17 protein-coding genes are annotated in these 15,755 nt (G+C 59.1%); 10 read left to right on the forward strand and 7 right to left on the reverse strand.

Translation table 11 applies throughout. The annotated features are described in order from the left end of the window. Positions 1 to 322 precede the first annotated feature (322 nt). On the forward strand, positions 323 to 2,281 hold the full coding sequence (locus tag LC334_RS12920) for a 4Fe-4S binding protein (protein WP_085800906.1): 1,959 nt from the start codon (positions 323 to 325) through the stop codon (positions 2,279 to 2,281). Here the strand turns inward: LC334_RS12920 and LC334_RS12925 are convergent. Continuing rightward, on the reverse strand, positions 2,275 to 2,988 hold the full coding sequence (locus LC334_RS12925) for a hypothetical protein (RefSeq protein ID WP_223412981.1): 714 nt from the start codon (positions 2,986 to 2,988) through the stop codon (positions 2,275 to 2,277). The genes LC334_RS12920 and LC334_RS12925 overlap by 7 nt on opposite strands. A 96-nt stretch (positions 2,989 to 3,084) precedes the next feature. Here LC334_RS12925 and LC334_RS12930 point away from each other — a divergent pair, with 96 nt between their 5' ends. The 5 genes from LC334_RS12930 to LC334_RS12950 all read left to right on the forward strand — a co-directional run bounded on the left by LC334_RS12930 (position 3,085) and on the right by LC334_RS12950 (position 7,462). Beyond that, entirely contained in the window at positions 3,085 to 3,276 is a 192-nt protein-coding gene (locus tag LC334_RS12930) for a DUF6494 family protein (RefSeq protein ID WP_085800904.1), read from the forward strand. Between the two features lie 4 nt (positions 3,277 to 3,280). Further along, the gene (gene apbC / locus LC334_RS12935) at positions 3,281 to 4,342 is read left to right on the forward strand and encodes an iron-sulfur cluster carrier protein ApbC (RefSeq protein WP_085800903.1); all 1,062 of its coding nucleotides are present in this window, start codon (positions 3,281 to 3,283) and stop codon (positions 4,340 to 4,342) included. Beyond that, a complete protein-coding gene (locus tag LC334_RS12940; RefSeq protein WP_085800902.1) occupies positions 4,339 to 5,046 on the forward strand; it encodes a biotin/lipoate--protein ligase family protein in 708 nt (235 codons plus the stop codon). The genes apbC and LC334_RS12940 overlap by 4 nt, the downstream gene beginning before the upstream one ends. Then, positions 5,043 to 5,522, forward strand: coding sequence for a DUF6505 family protein (locus LC334_RS12945; protein ID WP_085800901.1), 480 nt, complete (start codon positions 5,043 to 5,045; stop codon positions 5,520 to 5,522). The genes LC334_RS12940 and LC334_RS12945 overlap by 4 nt, the downstream gene beginning before the upstream one ends. 182 nt (positions 5,523 to 5,704) lie before the next feature. Then, the gene (locus LC334_RS12950) at positions 5,705 to 7,462 is read left to right on the forward strand and encodes an adenylate/guanylate cyclase domain-containing protein (RefSeq protein WP_085800900.1); all 1,758 of its coding nucleotides are present in this window, start codon (positions 5,705 to 5,707) and stop codon (positions 7,460 to 7,462) included. A 198-nt stretch (positions 7,463 to 7,660) separates the two neighbouring features. On the opposite strand, the gene LC334_RS12955 is transcribed toward LC334_RS12950, so the two are convergent. Beyond that, positions 7,661 to 8,431 (reverse strand): sulfite exporter TauE/SafE family protein, encoded by a 771-nt coding sequence (locus LC334_RS12955; protein WP_085800899.1) that lies wholly within the window; start codon positions 8,429 to 8,431, stop codon positions 7,661 to 7,663. A 149-nt stretch (positions 8,432 to 8,580) separates the two neighbouring features. On the opposite strand from LC334_RS12955, the gene LC334_RS12960 reads away from it, so the two are divergent. Beyond that, a complete protein-coding gene (locus tag LC334_RS12960) occupies positions 8,581 to 10,266 on the forward strand; it encodes an acyl-CoA dehydrogenase family protein (protein ID WP_085800898.1) in 1,686 nt (561 codons plus the stop codon). A gap of 140 nt (positions 10,267 to 10,406) precedes the next feature. Here LC334_RS12960 and LC334_RS12965 read toward each other — a convergent pair whose 3' ends face one another. Continuing rightward, a complete protein-coding gene (locus tag LC334_RS12965; protein WP_085800897.1) occupies positions 10,407 to 11,108 on the reverse strand; it encodes a fumarylacetoacetate hydrolase family protein in 702 nt (233 codons plus the stop codon). Positions 11,109 to 11,219: 111 nt separating this feature from the next. On the opposite strand from LC334_RS12965, the gene LC334_RS12970 reads away from it, so the two are divergent. From LC334_RS12970 to LC334_RS12980, 3 genes are all read left to right on the forward strand, one after another. After that, a complete protein-coding gene (locus LC334_RS12970; RefSeq protein WP_085800896.1) occupies positions 11,220 to 11,906 on the forward strand; it encodes a DUF1045 domain-containing protein in 687 nt (228 codons plus the stop codon). 75 nt (positions 11,907 to 11,981) lie between these two features. Then, positions 11,982 to 12,530: a TetR/AcrR family transcriptional regulator gene (locus LC334_RS12975; RefSeq protein ID WP_223412982.1), complete on the forward strand. Its 549-nt coding sequence runs from the start codon at positions 11,982 to 11,984 to the stop codon at positions 12,528 to 12,530. Between the two features lie 5 nt (positions 12,531 to 12,535). Continuing rightward, complete coding sequence (locus LC334_RS12980) at positions 12,536 to 12,928, forward strand: META domain-containing protein (RefSeq protein ID WP_085800894.1); 393 nt, start codon at positions 12,536 to 12,538, stop codon at positions 12,926 to 12,928. Positions 12,929 to 12,945: 17 nt separating this feature from the next. On the opposite strand, the gene recO is transcribed toward LC334_RS12980, so the two are convergent. From recO to LC334_RS13000, 4 genes are all read right to left on the reverse strand, one after another. Further along, complete coding sequence (gene recO, locus LC334_RS12985; RefSeq protein WP_085800893.1) at positions 12,946 to 13,683, reverse strand: DNA repair protein RecO; 738 nt, start codon at positions 13,681 to 13,683, stop codon at positions 12,946 to 12,948. 68 nt (positions 13,684 to 13,751) lie between these two features. Next, entirely contained in the window at positions 13,752 to 14,690 is a 939-nt protein-coding gene (locus tag LC334_RS12990; RefSeq protein ID WP_085800892.1) for a sterol desaturase family protein, read from the reverse strand. After that, entirely contained in the window at positions 14,687 to 15,079 is a 393-nt protein-coding gene (locus LC334_RS12995; RefSeq protein WP_085800891.1) for a hypothetical protein, read from the reverse strand. Before LC334_RS12995 ends, LC334_RS12990 begins: the two co-directional genes overlap by 4 nt. Before the next feature lie 62 nt (positions 15,080 to 15,141). Continuing rightward, entirely contained in the window at positions 15,142 to 15,708 is a 567-nt protein-coding gene (locus LC334_RS13000; RefSeq protein ID WP_085800890.1) for a YqgE/AlgH family protein, read from the reverse strand. Between the last annotated feature and the right edge of the window lie 47 nt (positions 15,709 to 15,755).

Here is a 15,755-nt window from a genome sequence, read left to right on the forward strand (position 1 = left end):
TTGCGTCCCTTCCAGAGTGAATCAGTTTTTCCGTCGCTCAAAGCGATTTCGGTATCCCGCCGCATGCGCGGACATTTTGGGCAACTCCCGATCACCTCCGACACCGCTTCGGACAGTTTGACCGGACGGACGGATTCTGTGACCATCTGACACATCTTCAAACCCGATACCAAACAGAATCAATCAGGTTTGATTTCAGACCTTCGCGCACTCACGATCCAGGCCGATTCATGTTTACGAGGGCAGAGAAACGTGCCTAGTCTGTGGCCCGAAGTGAGGGGATGCTCGCCGCCTAAACGCGCCTGAAAAGCAATGGGATGAAATGTCTAAGCAACTGATATTATGTGACTGTTCCGGCAGTCAGCAGATCGACGTCGACTCGCTTGAGCAGGCCACGGGATTGGCGTGTTCAAAACTGCATTCAGGGCTTTGCACCCACCAGATTGACGCGGCCCAGGCCGCCATCGCGACGGGCGAGGCAATCATTTGCTGCCGGCAAGAGGCACGCATTTTCCAGGAACTGGCGGATGAATTAGAGGTCGCCGAACCGCCGCTCATCGACCTGCGTGACCGCGCCGGCTGGACCGGGGATGACGCGTCAACCCTGCCCAAAATGGCCGCGCTGGTGGCCGAGGCCACGCTGACCGCTGCGCCTGAAAAGGCCGTAGATGTGATATCTGAAGGGCTGTGCCTGATCATCGGCGCCAGCGACGTGGCCCTGCCCGCAGCCGAAAAACTCAGCGATGTTCTCAGCGTCACCGCGTTACTGACCGACGATACAGAGCCGCCGGAAAGCCGGACGTTTGACGTGATCCGGGGAACCATCGCTCGGGTCAAGGGCGCACTTGGACAGTTCGATCTGTCGATCAATAATCTGCAACAGGTCGATCCGGGCGGACGCGGTGCGCTTAACTGGACGGTGCCGCGCGACGGCGGCCAGACCGGTTGTGACGTGATCCTTGATCTGACCCGCGGCAGCCCGCTTTTCCCGGCCCCCGAAAAACGCGAGGGCTACCTGCGGGCCGATCCCGGCAGCTTGCCCGCTATGGCCGACGCAATCCTGACCGCGTCGCAGTTGACCGGCACGTTTGAAAAACCGCTTTATGTCGCGCTAGAGCCGCTGATCTGCGCCCATTCCCGCGCCGAGCAGGCAGGCTGCAGCAAGTGCCTGAACATCTGCCCCACGGGTGCCATTACACCCGACGGCGACCATGTGGCGATCGATCCGATGATCTGTGCCGGGTGCGGCGCCTGCGCCGCGCTCTGCCCCTCGGGCGCGATCACCTATGACGCCCCTCCGCCCGACCTGATGTTTCGCCGCATCGAAACGCTGGCCAGCGCCTATCGCAAGGCCGGGGGCAGCGTGCCGCGCCTCTTGGTGCATGACACGGGTCACGGCGCCGAGATGATTCGCCTTGCCGCCCGGTTCAGTCGCGGCCTGCCCGTCAACGTCATTCCGCTGGAGGTTTCTGCGCTGGCCGGTTTCGGCCATGCCGAAATTCTGGCGGCGCTGGCTGCGGGTTTCACCGAGGTGGCCGTGCTGCTCGCCCCCACAACCGAACGCGACGCGCTCGATACCGAGGTGCCGCTGGCCCGCGCCATCGGTGGCGAGGAACAGGTCACAGTGATCGACCTCTCTGATCCCGATAAGCTTTGCGCAGTGCTCTATGATACCGGCCAGCCCGCACCGCAGGACATCCAGCCGATCTTGCCAATGGGCAGCCGCCGTCAGGTCGCGCGGCTGGCCGCCAAGGCGCTGCACCCGGAGGCCGAAACCCTGCCCCTGCCCGAAGATGCCCCCTATGGCGCGGTGCTGGTCGACACGCAAGCCTGCACGCTCTGCCTCAGCTGCGTCTCGCTCTGCCCCTCCGGCGCGCTCAACGACAATCCCGACATGCCGCAGCTCCGATTTCAGGAGGACGCCTGCCTGCAATGCGGTCTCTGCGCCAATATCTGCCCTGAGGACGCGATCACCTATGAGCCACGTCTTAACCTCACCGACGCGGCGCTGACACAGGTGGTGCTGAACGAGGAAGAACCCTTTGCCTGTGTCGAATGCGGCGCACTTTTCGGCGTGAAATCCACGGTCGAGAAAATTGTCGAGAAGCTCGCCGGCAAACATTCGATGTTCGCCACCTCGGACGCCGCAAAAATGATTCAGATGTGCGACAATTGCCGGGTCAACGCGCAGTTCCATTCGGAAAACAACCCGTTCGAGGGCAAGGAACGCCCGCGCCCGCGCACAACCGAAGATTACTTCAGCAAACGCCGGGATCACTGATGCTTGATCGGCGCGCCCAGATCAGCAGGTTTCAGCTGGTTTACATAGGCCAGGATCGCATCGAGATCATCCAGCGTGATCTCGACCGGGGCGATCGGCGACGGACGGTTGGCCGGGAATGGCTCCGTCACCTCGGCCACTTGCGTGAAACTCGGATGCGGATTGAGTGCGAAAAAAGACTGAAACCGCCGGTGCCAGTCCCGCATCGTCCTGAGCACGAAGAACGAGGGCGTCGAGCCAATGGCGTTCATCCGGTTCGCCTCGCTCACCACATGACAGCGCCCGCAATGCACGCTCGACAGCTTCAGCCCCTCCGCGGCATCACCCGCAAAGCTGACGGCGACGTCCAGTTCGGCCTCTTCAGCGGGCAGGGTAAAGGCCTGTACCCCGTCGACCTGATAGCTGGTCAGCGTCCGCCTGCCCACGTCAGAGGTCAGCCATTCGGCAAACCGGGCGGCCCCGCCATGCGCGCCATTTACCTGCATCCGCCAGGTGGCCCCGACCCCGCTGAACACCGCAACACCCTCGCCCTCAGGCACGAGCGCAACCTCTGCGGCGCCCTCGACCAGTTCAACCCTGATCTGCGTTTTCAGCGAGAAGCGCGGCAAAAGATGTTTCAAAAGCCCGCTGTCGACCAGCGCCGCTGGCGCATTAAGCCGGAAATCACGGTCCCCGGCGTTTCCCAGAACGGGCAGAAGAACCAGCATCACGGCAAGGGAAACTAAAATTCGCATTCCCGTAGGGTAGGAAATCCCGGCCACTTCCGTCAATAATCTTGCCAAACCATCAAAAGGACGATCCCGATGAGCGACGATTTCAACATGTCCATGCGCAAATTTCTGAAACAGGTCGGCGTGACTTCGCAACAAGCGATCGAGGAAGGGTTGCGTAATGCCGGTGACACCGCTGGCAAGGAGTACACCGCCAAAATGACCCTCACCATCGACGGACTTGACGTGAACCATGTCGTGACCGGCACGATCAAGGGGCAGTAAAGCATTGAGCCTGACCCGTGAAAGCGTCCTTGAGGCGCTGAAAACCGTGAAAGACCCGATCAGCGGTGGCGATATCGTCAGCGCGGGCGTCATGCGTGGCCTCAATGTCGAGGGCACGACCGTGCGTTTCGTGCTGGAAATCGTCCCTGCCAAGGCCGAGGCCTACGCCCCCGTCCGCGACGCCGCCGAGGCTGCCGCCAAATCCGCCGGCGCCACCGAGGTCTCCGCCGTGCTGACCGGCCACGCCACCAAGGCGCCCCCCGATCTGAAACCGCAGCGCAAGGCCGAACCACAAGGCCCGCAAAAGGTACCGGGGGTTGAGAACCTGATCGCCATCGCCTCCGGCAAGGGCGGTGTCGGCAAATCCACCATCTCGGCCAATCTGGCCTGCGCACTGGCTGCCGAAGGCCGCCGGGTGGGCCTGCTGGATGCGGATGTATACGGCCCGTCGCAGCCCCGGATGCTGGGTGTCTCGGGCCGTCCTGCCAGTCCCGATGGCAAGACCATCCTGCCGATGCGCAACCACGGTGTCACCATGATGTCGATCGGATTGATGACCAACGAAGGTCAGGCGGTGGTATGGCGCGGCCCGATGCTGATGGGCGCGCTGCAACAGATGCTGATGCAGGTGCAATGGGGCGCGCTCGACTGCCTTCTTGTCGACCTGCCGCCGGGCACAGGCGACGTACAGATGACATTGGCCCAGAAGGCCGAGGTAACCGGCGCCATCGTGGTCTCGACCCCGCAGGACGTGGCCCTGCTCGACGCCCGCAAGGGTATCGACATGTTCAACCAGCTGCATGTGCCGGTGCTGGGCATGATCGAAAACATGTCCACACATATCTGCTCGAATTGCGGCCACGAAGAGCATGTCTTCGGGCATGGCGGCGTCGCGGCCGAGGCGGAAAAACTCAACGTCCCGCTTCTGGCCGAAATCCCGCTGCATCTCGATATCCGCCTCGCCTCGGATGGCGGCGCACCGATCGTGGTCAGCCGGCCCGACAGCCCGCAGGCGCAATCCTTCCGCGCGGTCGCCCGCGACCTGATCGCCAAAGGAGTCGCATGACAGACCCCACCTTCCCTCCCCTCATGTCCGGTCAGGCGGTCAGCGGCAACATCGACCCGTTTGAGAAAGCCTGCGCCATGGCAGCACTTGGCTGTGACGCCGGGCTGATCGTGCACAATATCACCGCCAACCGACTGATGGCGGCGATGGTCATGGCCCCCGAGGTGCCGCTCGAGAACGCGATGGCGATGTTGCCCGCCTGCGGCGTCGGCTTCCAGAACGCATTAGGCGCGCTGGCCCCGCCCGAGGTCGCGGTACACCTCGAATGGTCCGGCGGCCTACGCATCAACGGCGCGGCCTGCGGCTACATGCGTATCGCGGCAGGCGGCGCGGACCCCGCGCAGGAACCCGACTGGCTTGTCGTCGGGCTGGAACTGCCGCTGATGCAGATATCCGAGCGCCCCGGCGATACTCCTGATCAGACCGCGCTTTACGATGAAGGCTGCGCCGATGTTGACCCGACGGCGCTGCTGGAAAGCTGGGCGCGCCACACGCTCAACTGGATCACAAGGTGGGAGAGCGATGGCGCCGCGCCGCTCCACGCCGAATGGCGCGGGCTGGCGCATGGGATTGGCGAAGAGATCACCCAAAACGATATCTCGGGCAGCTGGCTGGGGGTCGATGAACGCTTCGGCATGCTGATCCGCGACCGCGATGATACCCATCTTATCCCGCTCTCGACCATTCTGGAGAACGCCTCATGAAACTCGCCCGCGCAATCCATTTCGACGAAAGCGATATGAACGTCTACCACTCCCCTGCCCGCACCGGTGAATGGTGCGTCTCCGGCGGGTTCGAGTTCTCCAACTGGTCCGATGCCGACCTGACCGGCAAACCGCGTCAGGCCTTTGCCAATGGCTGGCTGGGCTGCGAAACCTTCGGCCGTGTCACCTTCGTTGCGGTCACGCAAGCGGAGCAATCCGAATTCGACGCATTGGCGCAGGTGCTGGCCGAGCATTTCGTGCAGATCTACGGCGCCCCCGATGTGGCCGCCGCCCTGCCCGTTGCGATGGACGAGTTGAACCACATGGCCGAGCTTTGCGAAGACCACGCCCCCAACACGCTCTTGACGGTCATGCGCGAGCTTACCGAAGCGGGCGTCAAGGAAAGCTTCCGCGTGATCGAGGCGCAAGACGCCGGCCTCGACCAGTTCGCCATCCACGGCGATCTAGAGGAATAGCTACCCCTATGACCTGACACGGAGTCCGGGAACGCTAATGTCCGCTTCGAGCCCTAAGCGGACGCGAACCCAATTTCAAACAAGTTCAGTTTAATTACCCTAGCCAATGTACGGTGTCCCCTAGCTTCTTCTGGTTTTTGCTCAAACCAGCTTCTAAAAGTCTTTAAAGGGGGATTCTGGTATTGGAACGCAAGCTCGCCGCCATATTTGCTGCCGATGTGGTGGGTTACTCGCGCCTGATGGGGGAGGACGAGGCCGGAACACTCAAAAGATTACAAGCGCTCCTATCAGAACTCGTCAAACCGCTTATCAAAGCGCACAGAGGCCGGATCGTGAAGCTTATGGGTGATGGGCTTCTTGCAGAATTTCCAAGTGTGGTTGAAGCTGTTGAGACAGCAGTGGAAGTCCAGCGCTCGATGGTTGAGCGAGAAAACGGTCCGCCTGACGAAACAAGCATCCGGCTGCGTATCGGTATTCATCTTGGCGACATTATCAAGAAAGGGACCGACATTTTTGGCGATGGTGTCAATGTCGCAGCACGCTTGGAATCGATTGCTCCCGCAGGAGGCGTCTGCATCTCTGAAGATGTACATCGCCAAATAGAGGGAAAGATGACCACTCACTTTCAAGATTTGGGTGAGCAGGAACTCAAAAACATCAAAGGGAAAGTGCGTGCGTTTAGCGTAAGTCTTGATCCCGCTCAGATTTCCCCCAAGGGGTTCGAGGCGCTGACCGGTGAGAGACTTGATTTGCCGTCCCAACCCTCAATCGCCGTATTGCCGTTCGAAAACATGTCTGGCGAAACAGACCAGGAATACTTTGCCGATGGTATCACCGAGGACATTATAACCGCACTATCGCGCCTGCCGGGAATGATCGTCATGGCTCGAAATTCGACCTTTGTCTACAAGAGTCAAGCAGTGGATGTGCGTCAAGTAGGCCATGACCTCGGTGTACGTTACGTACTGGAGGGCAGCATTCGCAAAGCAGGCAATCGGGTTCGCATTACCAGCCAGCTGATTGACACTCAAACGGGTTCGCATGTCTGGGCAGAACGCTACGACCGCGACCTCGACGACATCTTCACAATACAAGACGACATCACACGGGAAATTGTCGTCGCAATGGCCGTCAATTTGACCCACGGCGAAGAAATCAAGCTTTGGTCTACACATGCGCCGAGCGTGGAGGGATGGGACCTGTTTATGAGGGCCCTTGCAGAGCAATACAAGTTCACACGGGAAGGCAATTTCGAGGCAGAACAACTCTTTCGCAGAGCAATTGCCCTGGACCCGCACTACTGGATGTTCAAAGTTGGTCTTGGCTGGTGTTTGCAATCGGGCGTTCGCCTTGGCTTTAAGGACGATCCGGCCGCTACATCTGCTGAAGCGCGATCAATATGTGAAGAGCTGCTTTCGGACGATGATACGAATGCCGACGCGCTTGCGTTAAAAGCATATGTTGACACCGCACGTCGCGATTTTGACGCGGCACTTGCGGCTGGCAAGCGCGCTGTAGAGTTGCAGCCCGGTGTATCCCTGAACCACGCAGCACTTGGTATCGCGCACAGATATATGGGTAATTTTGAGGCGTGTTTGAACTGTATGCGTAAAGCCATGCGTTTGTCTCCCTATTGTCCGGATTGGTATCTCGCTTTTCTGGGCGACGCCTATTTCGGTTTGAATGAACTTGACCAAGCGCGGTTGGTTTACGAAAATCTGGCCTCTCGTCTGCCGTCGAGTTTGCTCTCTCAAACTCGGCTGGCGGCGGTTTATGTTAGATTAAACAACACTGCGAAAGCCAGCAATGCAGCAGCAGCTGTGCTATCTATCGCCCCGCAATTTTCAGTAAGCAATCATTTGTCGCAGTACCCCTTCTCAAGGGAGGAATTGCGTGAAAATCTTGCGCAGGATTTAATCAAATCCGGACTGCCAGCATAGCGCTGACGGAGGTTAAAATCTCACACGGAGATTCAGGACTGGTAAGAACCAAGCGACAAATTGCTAACTACCACGATGTCAGCTTTGTCCGCAAAGCAGACTTGGGAAGGTACTTCCATGCGATTTCATTGAGGACAGAGCTTTGTTACTAACCTGTCCTTTCCCGACACACAGAAAACAACAGTCGCGCCCGCGAAGTTACCCCACCATCCCGCGCCGGATCAGGTTCAGGCCGCCGATAAGCAAGACCGCCAATGTGGCCTTTCGGAACATCGCGTGATCGATCCGGTCCTGAATTCTGAACCCGATGGCCAGTCCCAAAACCGCGGTGGGGATAAGCGCCAATGACAGCGGCACCGTCTCGGCGCGCAGGACGCCCGACGCCAGATGTCCCGCCACCAGCGTCACCGACCCCAAGCCATAAATCACACCCTGAATGCGAATTTGATCCTTCTTTTCAGTGTTTAGCGCTGTCAGCATCGCCACGGTCGGTGGCCCCCAGATACCTGAAAGCCCCCCCATGAACCCGGTCACACCGCCAATCGATGCTTGCATCTGGGCTCCGGGATGGCCGGGCAATTTCAGCTGAACACCTATAAGCTGCAGCGCCACGATAAGCGTGACCAGAACGCCGATAGCCAAGAGCAAGACATGTCCCGGCACCACGGACGCCATTTGCGCGCTGATCATCATCACGACAAAACCGGTGGCAAGGAAGGCTTTGAACTTTCGCACAGACTCAATTGCCGCCGGCACACCCTGCCGCAATGCCTGCCAGCCGTTGGTGGCCAGTGTCGGCAAGATCAGCCCGGCCAGTGCCACCTCTGCACTTACCACCGACCCCAGCCCCGAGATTAGCACCGTCGGCAAGCCAAAGCCCACCACGCCCTTGATCACGCCGGCCAACATGCTGATCGCAAATGCGAAAACCAATATGCCCGGCGACGGTATTCCAAAGAACAAATCCATTGCCCTTCCTTTTAACAGCTTGTTCTCTCGCTGCACCGCAATAAATCATCGCGCAACTTTGCGTCAAAATGCAGCGGGTAAGGGTATTAATATTGCGCTGCACCTGCAAAATGACTAGGAAGAGCACCGACAGAAAAAGGATATGATTCATGGCGCATGATGGACAGGATATCGCAATGGCAGAATCGGTAATTCTCGATGATCTTCTGGCGCTTACGGGTGCCGCAATTGCGCCGGCCGAAGCCGTCCTGAACACTGCAAAGGATAAACTGAAAGAGGCCGTCGTCGTCGATGAGCGGGTTTCAGGCGCAGCAATTGAAGAAAACCAATGTGCGGCGCATGGTCTGGCGTGGCTTGCCACCTACGTCGAAGCTCTCCGCCAGATGCAGAACTGGGCCGACCGACTGAATGAACAGGGGACTTTTGGAGAAGTTGAACAGTTGATTCACCAGATCGCCTTTGGTGAATACCTCTGGCAGATTTATGGCGGCATCCAGATGAACCAGGGTGAAATCATCCGCCTTCAGGATATCGGTCTGGACCAGGACGACATGCGCGCCCTGATGAAACCGGCGGTGATGTCCCTGACACAGAACGGCAATACACAGGCCGCCCGGATGCGTCTTGTCAAATTGATGCAGGAACAGTCAGCCAATATCACTGTCGGCAACTCGGGCCTCGAAGAAGAGCTGGAGATGATCCGCGAACAGTTCCGCCGTTTTGCAATCGAGAAGGTCGAACCCCACGCCCATGACTGGCACCTCAAAGATGAACTCATCCCGATGGAGATCATCGAAGAGCTGGCCGAAATGGGCGTCTTTGGCCTGACCATACCCGAAGAACATGGCGGCTTTGGCCTCTCCAAAGCGTCAATGGTCGTCGTCTCGGAAGAACTCAGCCGGGGCTATATCGGTGTCGGCTCTCTTGGTACCCGGAGCGAGATTGCCGCCGAACTGATCCTCTGCGGTGGCACCGAGGAGCAGAAGGCCAACTGGCTACCGAAGCTTTCCAGCGCCGAAATCCTGCCCACGGCCGTCTTTACCGAACCCAACACCGGATCGGACCTTGGCAGCTTGCGCACGCGGGCGGTCAAGGACGGGGCTGACTACCGCGTCACCGGTAACAAGACCTGGATCACCCACGCGGCGCGCACCCATGTAATGACGCTGCTGGCCCGCACAAACCCCGACAGCAAAGATCACCGTGGCTTGTCGATGTTTCTGGCAGAAAAGACCCCGGGCACAGACGACCATCCGTTCCCGACCGAGGGCATGACCGGCGGCGAGATCGAGGTGCTGGGCTATCGCGGTATGAAGGAATACGAGCTGGGTTTCGACAATTTCCACGTCAAGGGTGAGAACCTTCTGGGCGGCGAAGAGGGCAAGGGTTTCAAGCAGTTGATGGAAACCTTCGAATCTGCCCGTATCCAGACCGCCGCCCGTGCGATTGGCGTGGCACAATCGGCGCTGGACGTATCGATGCAATACGCCGTCGACCGCAAGCAATTCGGCAAGTCCCTGATCGAATTCCCCCGCGTTGCCAGCAAGCTGGCAATGATGGCGGTCGAGATCATGATCGCGCGTCAGCTCACCTATTTCAGCGCATGGGAGAAGGATCATGGCCATCGCTGTGACCTTGAAGCCGGTATGGCCAAACTGCTGGGTGCCCGCGTTGCCTGGGCCGCCGCCGATAACGGCTTGCAGATCCACGGCGGCAACGGGTTTGCCATGGAATACAAGATCAGCCGCATCCTGTGCGACGCACGTATCCTGAATATCTTTGAGGGAGCCGCCGAAATCCAAGCGCAGGTCATCGCTCGTCGTTTGCTGGGCTAGTTCGGATCGGAATTCGCTGGGTCTGGACGCGTTTGGCTTTAGCCGCCATTCGCGCCGAGGGTGCAATGCCACACGGGATGGCAAAACTAACCCAGTCGTTTTCTCCTGCCTCTAATTCTCTCTAACGCGCTGAAACCGAGTTATTCTGCAACACTGATCGTCAACTCGACCGGGGCCAGCCCATCAATCTGACCGGTCAGCACATCTCCCGGTGCAACCGGCCCTACCCCGGCGGGCGTGCCAGTAAAAATCAGATCACCGGCTTCAAGGTGATAGAACCGCGACAGATGCGCGATGATTTCGGGCACCGACCACACCATGTCCGACAGGCACGCCTGCTGAACGGTGAGGCCGTTTTGATCAAGACGTATTTCCTGCTCGCCGATCACGCCAAAATCAGTGGCGGGCACAAGCGATGCCAACACCGCCGCATTTTCGAAATCCTTGCCCAGATCCCAAGGGCGGCGCTTCTCTTTCGCGGCCCCTTGCAGATCGCGCCGTGTCAGATCAATACCGCAGCCATATCCCCAAACCGAGGCCATCGCCGCACTCTCATCAACCCGAAAAGCGGGTGAGCCAATGGCAACAACAAACTCCATTTCATAGTGACAATCTTCAGTGCCCGGCGGATAGGCGATTGTACCGCCTGAAAGACACAAGGCATGTGCCGATTTGGTGAAGTAAAACGGCGCTTCGCGGTCTACCTCATTCCCCATCTCGGCCGCATGCGCCGCGTAATTGCGCCCGACACAGAAGATGCGGCGCACCGGAAAGGTTTGATCACTGTCATGGATCAATGCCACGGGCAGATCGGGTGCGGGGAAAACGGTGGTGGCTGGCATGGCGTCCCGGGCATAAGTAACTTTGCTCTCTTATGCGGCCTGCAGAAAGCCGTGTCAAAATACACCTTCGCACACGTGGCCACCACCGGCGCGATGCCGTAAACCATTGCCATGGAATTCACCCGCTACGCGATATTCTACACCCCTGCGCCCGGCCCCCTGGCCGATTTTGGCGCCCGGTGGTTGGGGTGGGACGCCACAACCGGACAGATGCCGCCGCCCTCAGACATTCCCAACCTGCCGATGGCATGGCAAGAGATCACCGAAACACCCCGGAAATACGGCTTTCACGGCACATTCAAACCGCCATTTCGCCTGAAAGAGGGCGAGACCGAAGAACAGTTGCGCTGTGCGATTGCCAAGTTTTGCGCGTTGCAGCGCGTCGTCACGCTCGACCGGATGGAGTTGGCACAGCTGGGTCGGTTTCTGGCGCTGGTGCCGACCGGCGACACCAGACGGCTTTCTGCGTTTGCCGCCGACATCGTTCGTGCGTTCGACAAGTTCCGCGCACCGCTGACCGACGAAGAGCTTAACCGCCGCCGCAAACATTCGCTGAGCCCCCGTCAGGATAAGCTTTTGCAGACCTGGGGTTATCCTTACGTCATGGACGAGTTCCGGTTTCACCTGACGCTTTCCGGCAAACTTCCGAAGGCTAAGACAACCCGACTGCGCAGCATATTGGAACCGATCCTGACCCCACTTCTAACAGATCCGCTCGTGGTCGATGCGCTTTGCCTGATGGGTGAAGGGCCTGATGAGAAAATGCGTCTGATCGAACGTTTCATGCTCTCAGAATGACCGGCAAAAGGCGAATTCATGCTAGCATCGCCAGCAATGCTTGCGGCCCCCAATACGTCGGCGTATTCACCCTGCATGACCGTGACAGCAACCAAGCGACTCACTAAATCCGACTGGCTTTTAGCGGGTCTTGGGGCCGTGGTCGATGTCGGACCTGACGCGCTCAAGGCAGAGCCCCTGGCACGACGGCTGGGAACGACTAAGGGATCATTCTACTGGCATTTCAAAGACGTTCCCGCCTTTCACACTGAACTACTGGCTACATGGGAAATGCAGGTCGACGATGAGCTTCTGGAAGCGCCGGGCGAAGAAAGCACGGCGGCGGCACGCCTGCGGCGATTGGCGCAGACCATTACCAAGCGATCGACGACAATGGTGCCTGATCCATCCATCCGCGCCTGGGCGCGCAGCAACAGATTTGCGGCACAGGCCGTGGCACGGGTCGATAGCCGGTGGCTCACTTCTTTGCAGGATCATCTGGCCGATCTGGGTATTGGCAACCCGGAAATGGCGCGCATCATTTACGCTGCCGCTGTCGGAATGGGTGATTTTGGACAAACCTCAACCTGTGAGAATACCGATGCGATAGGCTCGCTTGTCGATCTGGTTCTGGCGCTGAGATAAAGACGATGCGTCTGGCTTTCGTGACACTCGCCCTGCTGACACTGGCTAACTGCCGTGGGGACGAAAGCGTTGCCCGTTATGGTGAGGCCAACACCGATTGGCAGTTGATGGAACTGGATGGCGCCCCGTTCGATGCCCGCGCCACGCTACGTCTGGGCGAAGATGGTGAAATTTCAGGTGAGGCGCCGTGCAATCGCTATTTCGGTACCCAAACCGCGCCCTACCCCTGGTTCAAGGCCGAGAAAATTGGTGCGACACGCCGCGCTTGTCTCGAGCTGGATTGGGCAACCACGTATCTCACTGCGCTATCTGAGATGACGCTTTCGGAAGTAACCGGCGATACGCTGATACTCAGCAATGATGCCGGGCGTGAAATGGTGTTCAAAGCGGCGCCCTAGTCCATCCGTTCGAGGTGTCAGGCCCCTGCAAGGCTTTTGAGAAACCGGTCGACAAAGCGCTGGCGCGCCTCTGGTAACGGTTTGTGTGCCAGTTCCGGTGCCAATCGATGACGCAGAAAATGCCCGGTGACATCGAACCCCTGTGCAATCTCGCTGTCTGGTGCCGGCCCATGGCCCAGCAGGCACGACGGCAGCGGCAGCAGCCGATCAGCCCATTCCCCGGCCCCTGCACGCGACACGGCCCGCCCACTGCGAGGCGAGACGAAGCTGAGATCGTTTGCGGCCTTGCCCATCACAGCGCAGCTTGAAAGGTCCAGACCAAATCCCAACTCGTCCAGCAACGCCAATTCCCATTGCAGATAGGCCAGCGGCCAGATGTCCACCTGCCCGAGCAGATCGAGCAAGCTCTCCGTTCGCTCGTAAAGCTTGGGATGGGCCTCACGCTCAGGCAGGGCAAAAAGCAACAGCGCGGTGACTGCGTTCAGTCCGGCCAGCGACAACCTCTCGGTCATTGAAAGCGCCGCGCGCGAGCGCAGCAACTCGGCCTGAAACGTGCCCAGATGATCCTCAAGCCGCGCCCGCCAGGCCAGATCAAGCTGTGCACCCGGTTGTAGCACCGGCGCCATCTTGTGCGATACCCCGCCGCGCACAACCCCGGCGTGGCGCCCACGCGCAGGCGTGAATACCTCGATAATCACCGAAGTCTCGCCATGTGCCCGGCTGGACAGCAATATACCCTGATCACGCCATTCCACAGACGACCCCTGCCTCGGTTTCGGTGCCCATAGGACATCATTCCGCAGAAGGAGCCAAGGGCCTGCGTTCAGGGCAGTTCGGTAAAACCCGGTGTCCCCTTGTCCTCGGGATGCTTAAGCAAGTGTTTCCGTTTGATCTGCTCAGACGTATCGCGCGTATCATCATGGCTCCACCCCGGAGGCGCGACCGCATACATCAAACGCTCGCGCCAGCTTAGCCCCGGCTGCAGCACGTCGCGAAAGATGCCAAGCCATTCGTGGAACGCCACGCGAACCGGGTTGAATGTGCCCAAATTGCGCACAAGGCCGTAATCAACCTTTTCCTGTTTCAGCTCAGGCACGAAGGTGCCGAAAATCTTGTCCCAGATGATGAAAACACCCGCATAGTTCGCATCGAGGTAACGCGGGTTGCGGCCGTGATGTACCCGGTGATGGCTGGGGGTGTTCATCACCGCCTCGAACCAGCGGGGCATTCTGGCGATCGCCTCGGTATGAATCCAGAACTGGTAGATCAGGTTCAAACCGCCGCAAAACAATACCATCGCCGGATGAAACCCCAGTAGAATCAGCGGCGCCCGCACCACCATCATGAAGGTGAAGGTGCCGGTCCATGTCTGCCGCAGCGCCGTGGTCAGGTTGTAATGCTGGCTGGAGTGATGGTTCACATGAGAGGCCCAGACCCACCGGATGCGATGCCCGAAGCGGTGCACCCAATAATAGCGCAGATCATCAAGGACAAAGCACAAGGCCACGATCCAGACAGATGTGCCCAGATCAAGTGGCGTGGCGGCCCAGAGCGCCATGAAGAACCCGTAGGCGATGAAGCCCAGCAGGATCGACGAGGCCACATTCCCTGCCCCCATGATCAATGAGGTCAGCGCATCGCGGGTTTCGTATCGCCCGCCACGCCCCTTGATTACAATCCACGCAAGCTCGATCAGGATCGCGGCGATAAAGAACGGCACCGCCCATTGGGTGACCTCCGGATATGTCAGAACGTCACTCATGCAGGTTCCTTCAAATGTTTGATCCAGGCAGCGGCCTCATTCTCTTTGAGGGCCAAGGCGATGTGCGGCGCGGTGACATCGGGCAGATCGATACGCAAACCGGTCGAGGTGGGCACAATCCGTGCGCCAGTCAGGTAGCGTGCCGTTGTGTCGGCCCCTATCGCCCAGACGATACCCTTGCCCTGCGGCGTTTCGATCAGCGCTGCTTTTTTGTTCCGGCAAAGCCTGACATGTGTCGCCTTATCCTCGGGGAATTCGCGCGACCAGGCTGCCTCCGCAGCAGCCTCGTCCTCAAACTTTGTCGGGGCAGACAGGCCGAGCTGATGTAACAGAACCGCAATCCCTGCGATCCCGAAAATTACCAATGGCAGTAGAATTTCCAGCGGCATGCACCCTCCGATACCGGCATTACTGCCAATGCGGTGGCGGCATTGTCAAAGAGCGCGTTACGTCACGCGCGCCCGGCATCCGACGACAGGGCCAGCGGGTTGATGCCCAGCTTGGCCAGCGCTGCTTCCCATTTGTCGGTATCTACCGTGTCAAAGACCAGCTCGGCATCCGCATCACAGGTCAACCAGCCGTTTTGCGCGATCTCGGCTTCAAGCTGCCCCGGCCCCCAGCCAGCATAGCCAAGCGCCATCACGACACGGCCCGGGCCACGGCCATCGGCCAAGTCCTCAAGGATATCCATCGTCGCCGTCATCGCGAAATCATCGTTCACGTCCAATGTCGAAATAGCCGAGTGATACCCGTATTCATGCAACACGAAGCCCCGGCCATGTTCCACCGGCCCACCGAAATGCACGGGCACGTCGCGCGCGTCCGTACCGGACTTGATCGAAAGCTGTTCCAGCAGATCATGCAACCGCAGATCGCTGGTCGGTTTGTTGATCACCAGCCCCATCGCCCCATCATCGGAATGGGCGCACATGAATATCACCGAATGTGCGAATCTTGGGTCCAGCATGCCCGGCATCGCGATCAGCAGTTTGCCGTTCAAATTAATTTCCTGGGTCAATCAATGGCTCCTGACGGGTTCACCCGTGCGATTGGCTTCCCCGAAAA

Origin of the sequence: Roseovarius aestuarii (genome assembly GCF_019966515.1) — a bacterium.
Taxonomy (GTDB): Bacteria; Pseudomonadota; Alphaproteobacteria; order Rhodobacterales; family Rhodobacteraceae; genus Roseovarius; species Roseovarius aestuarii.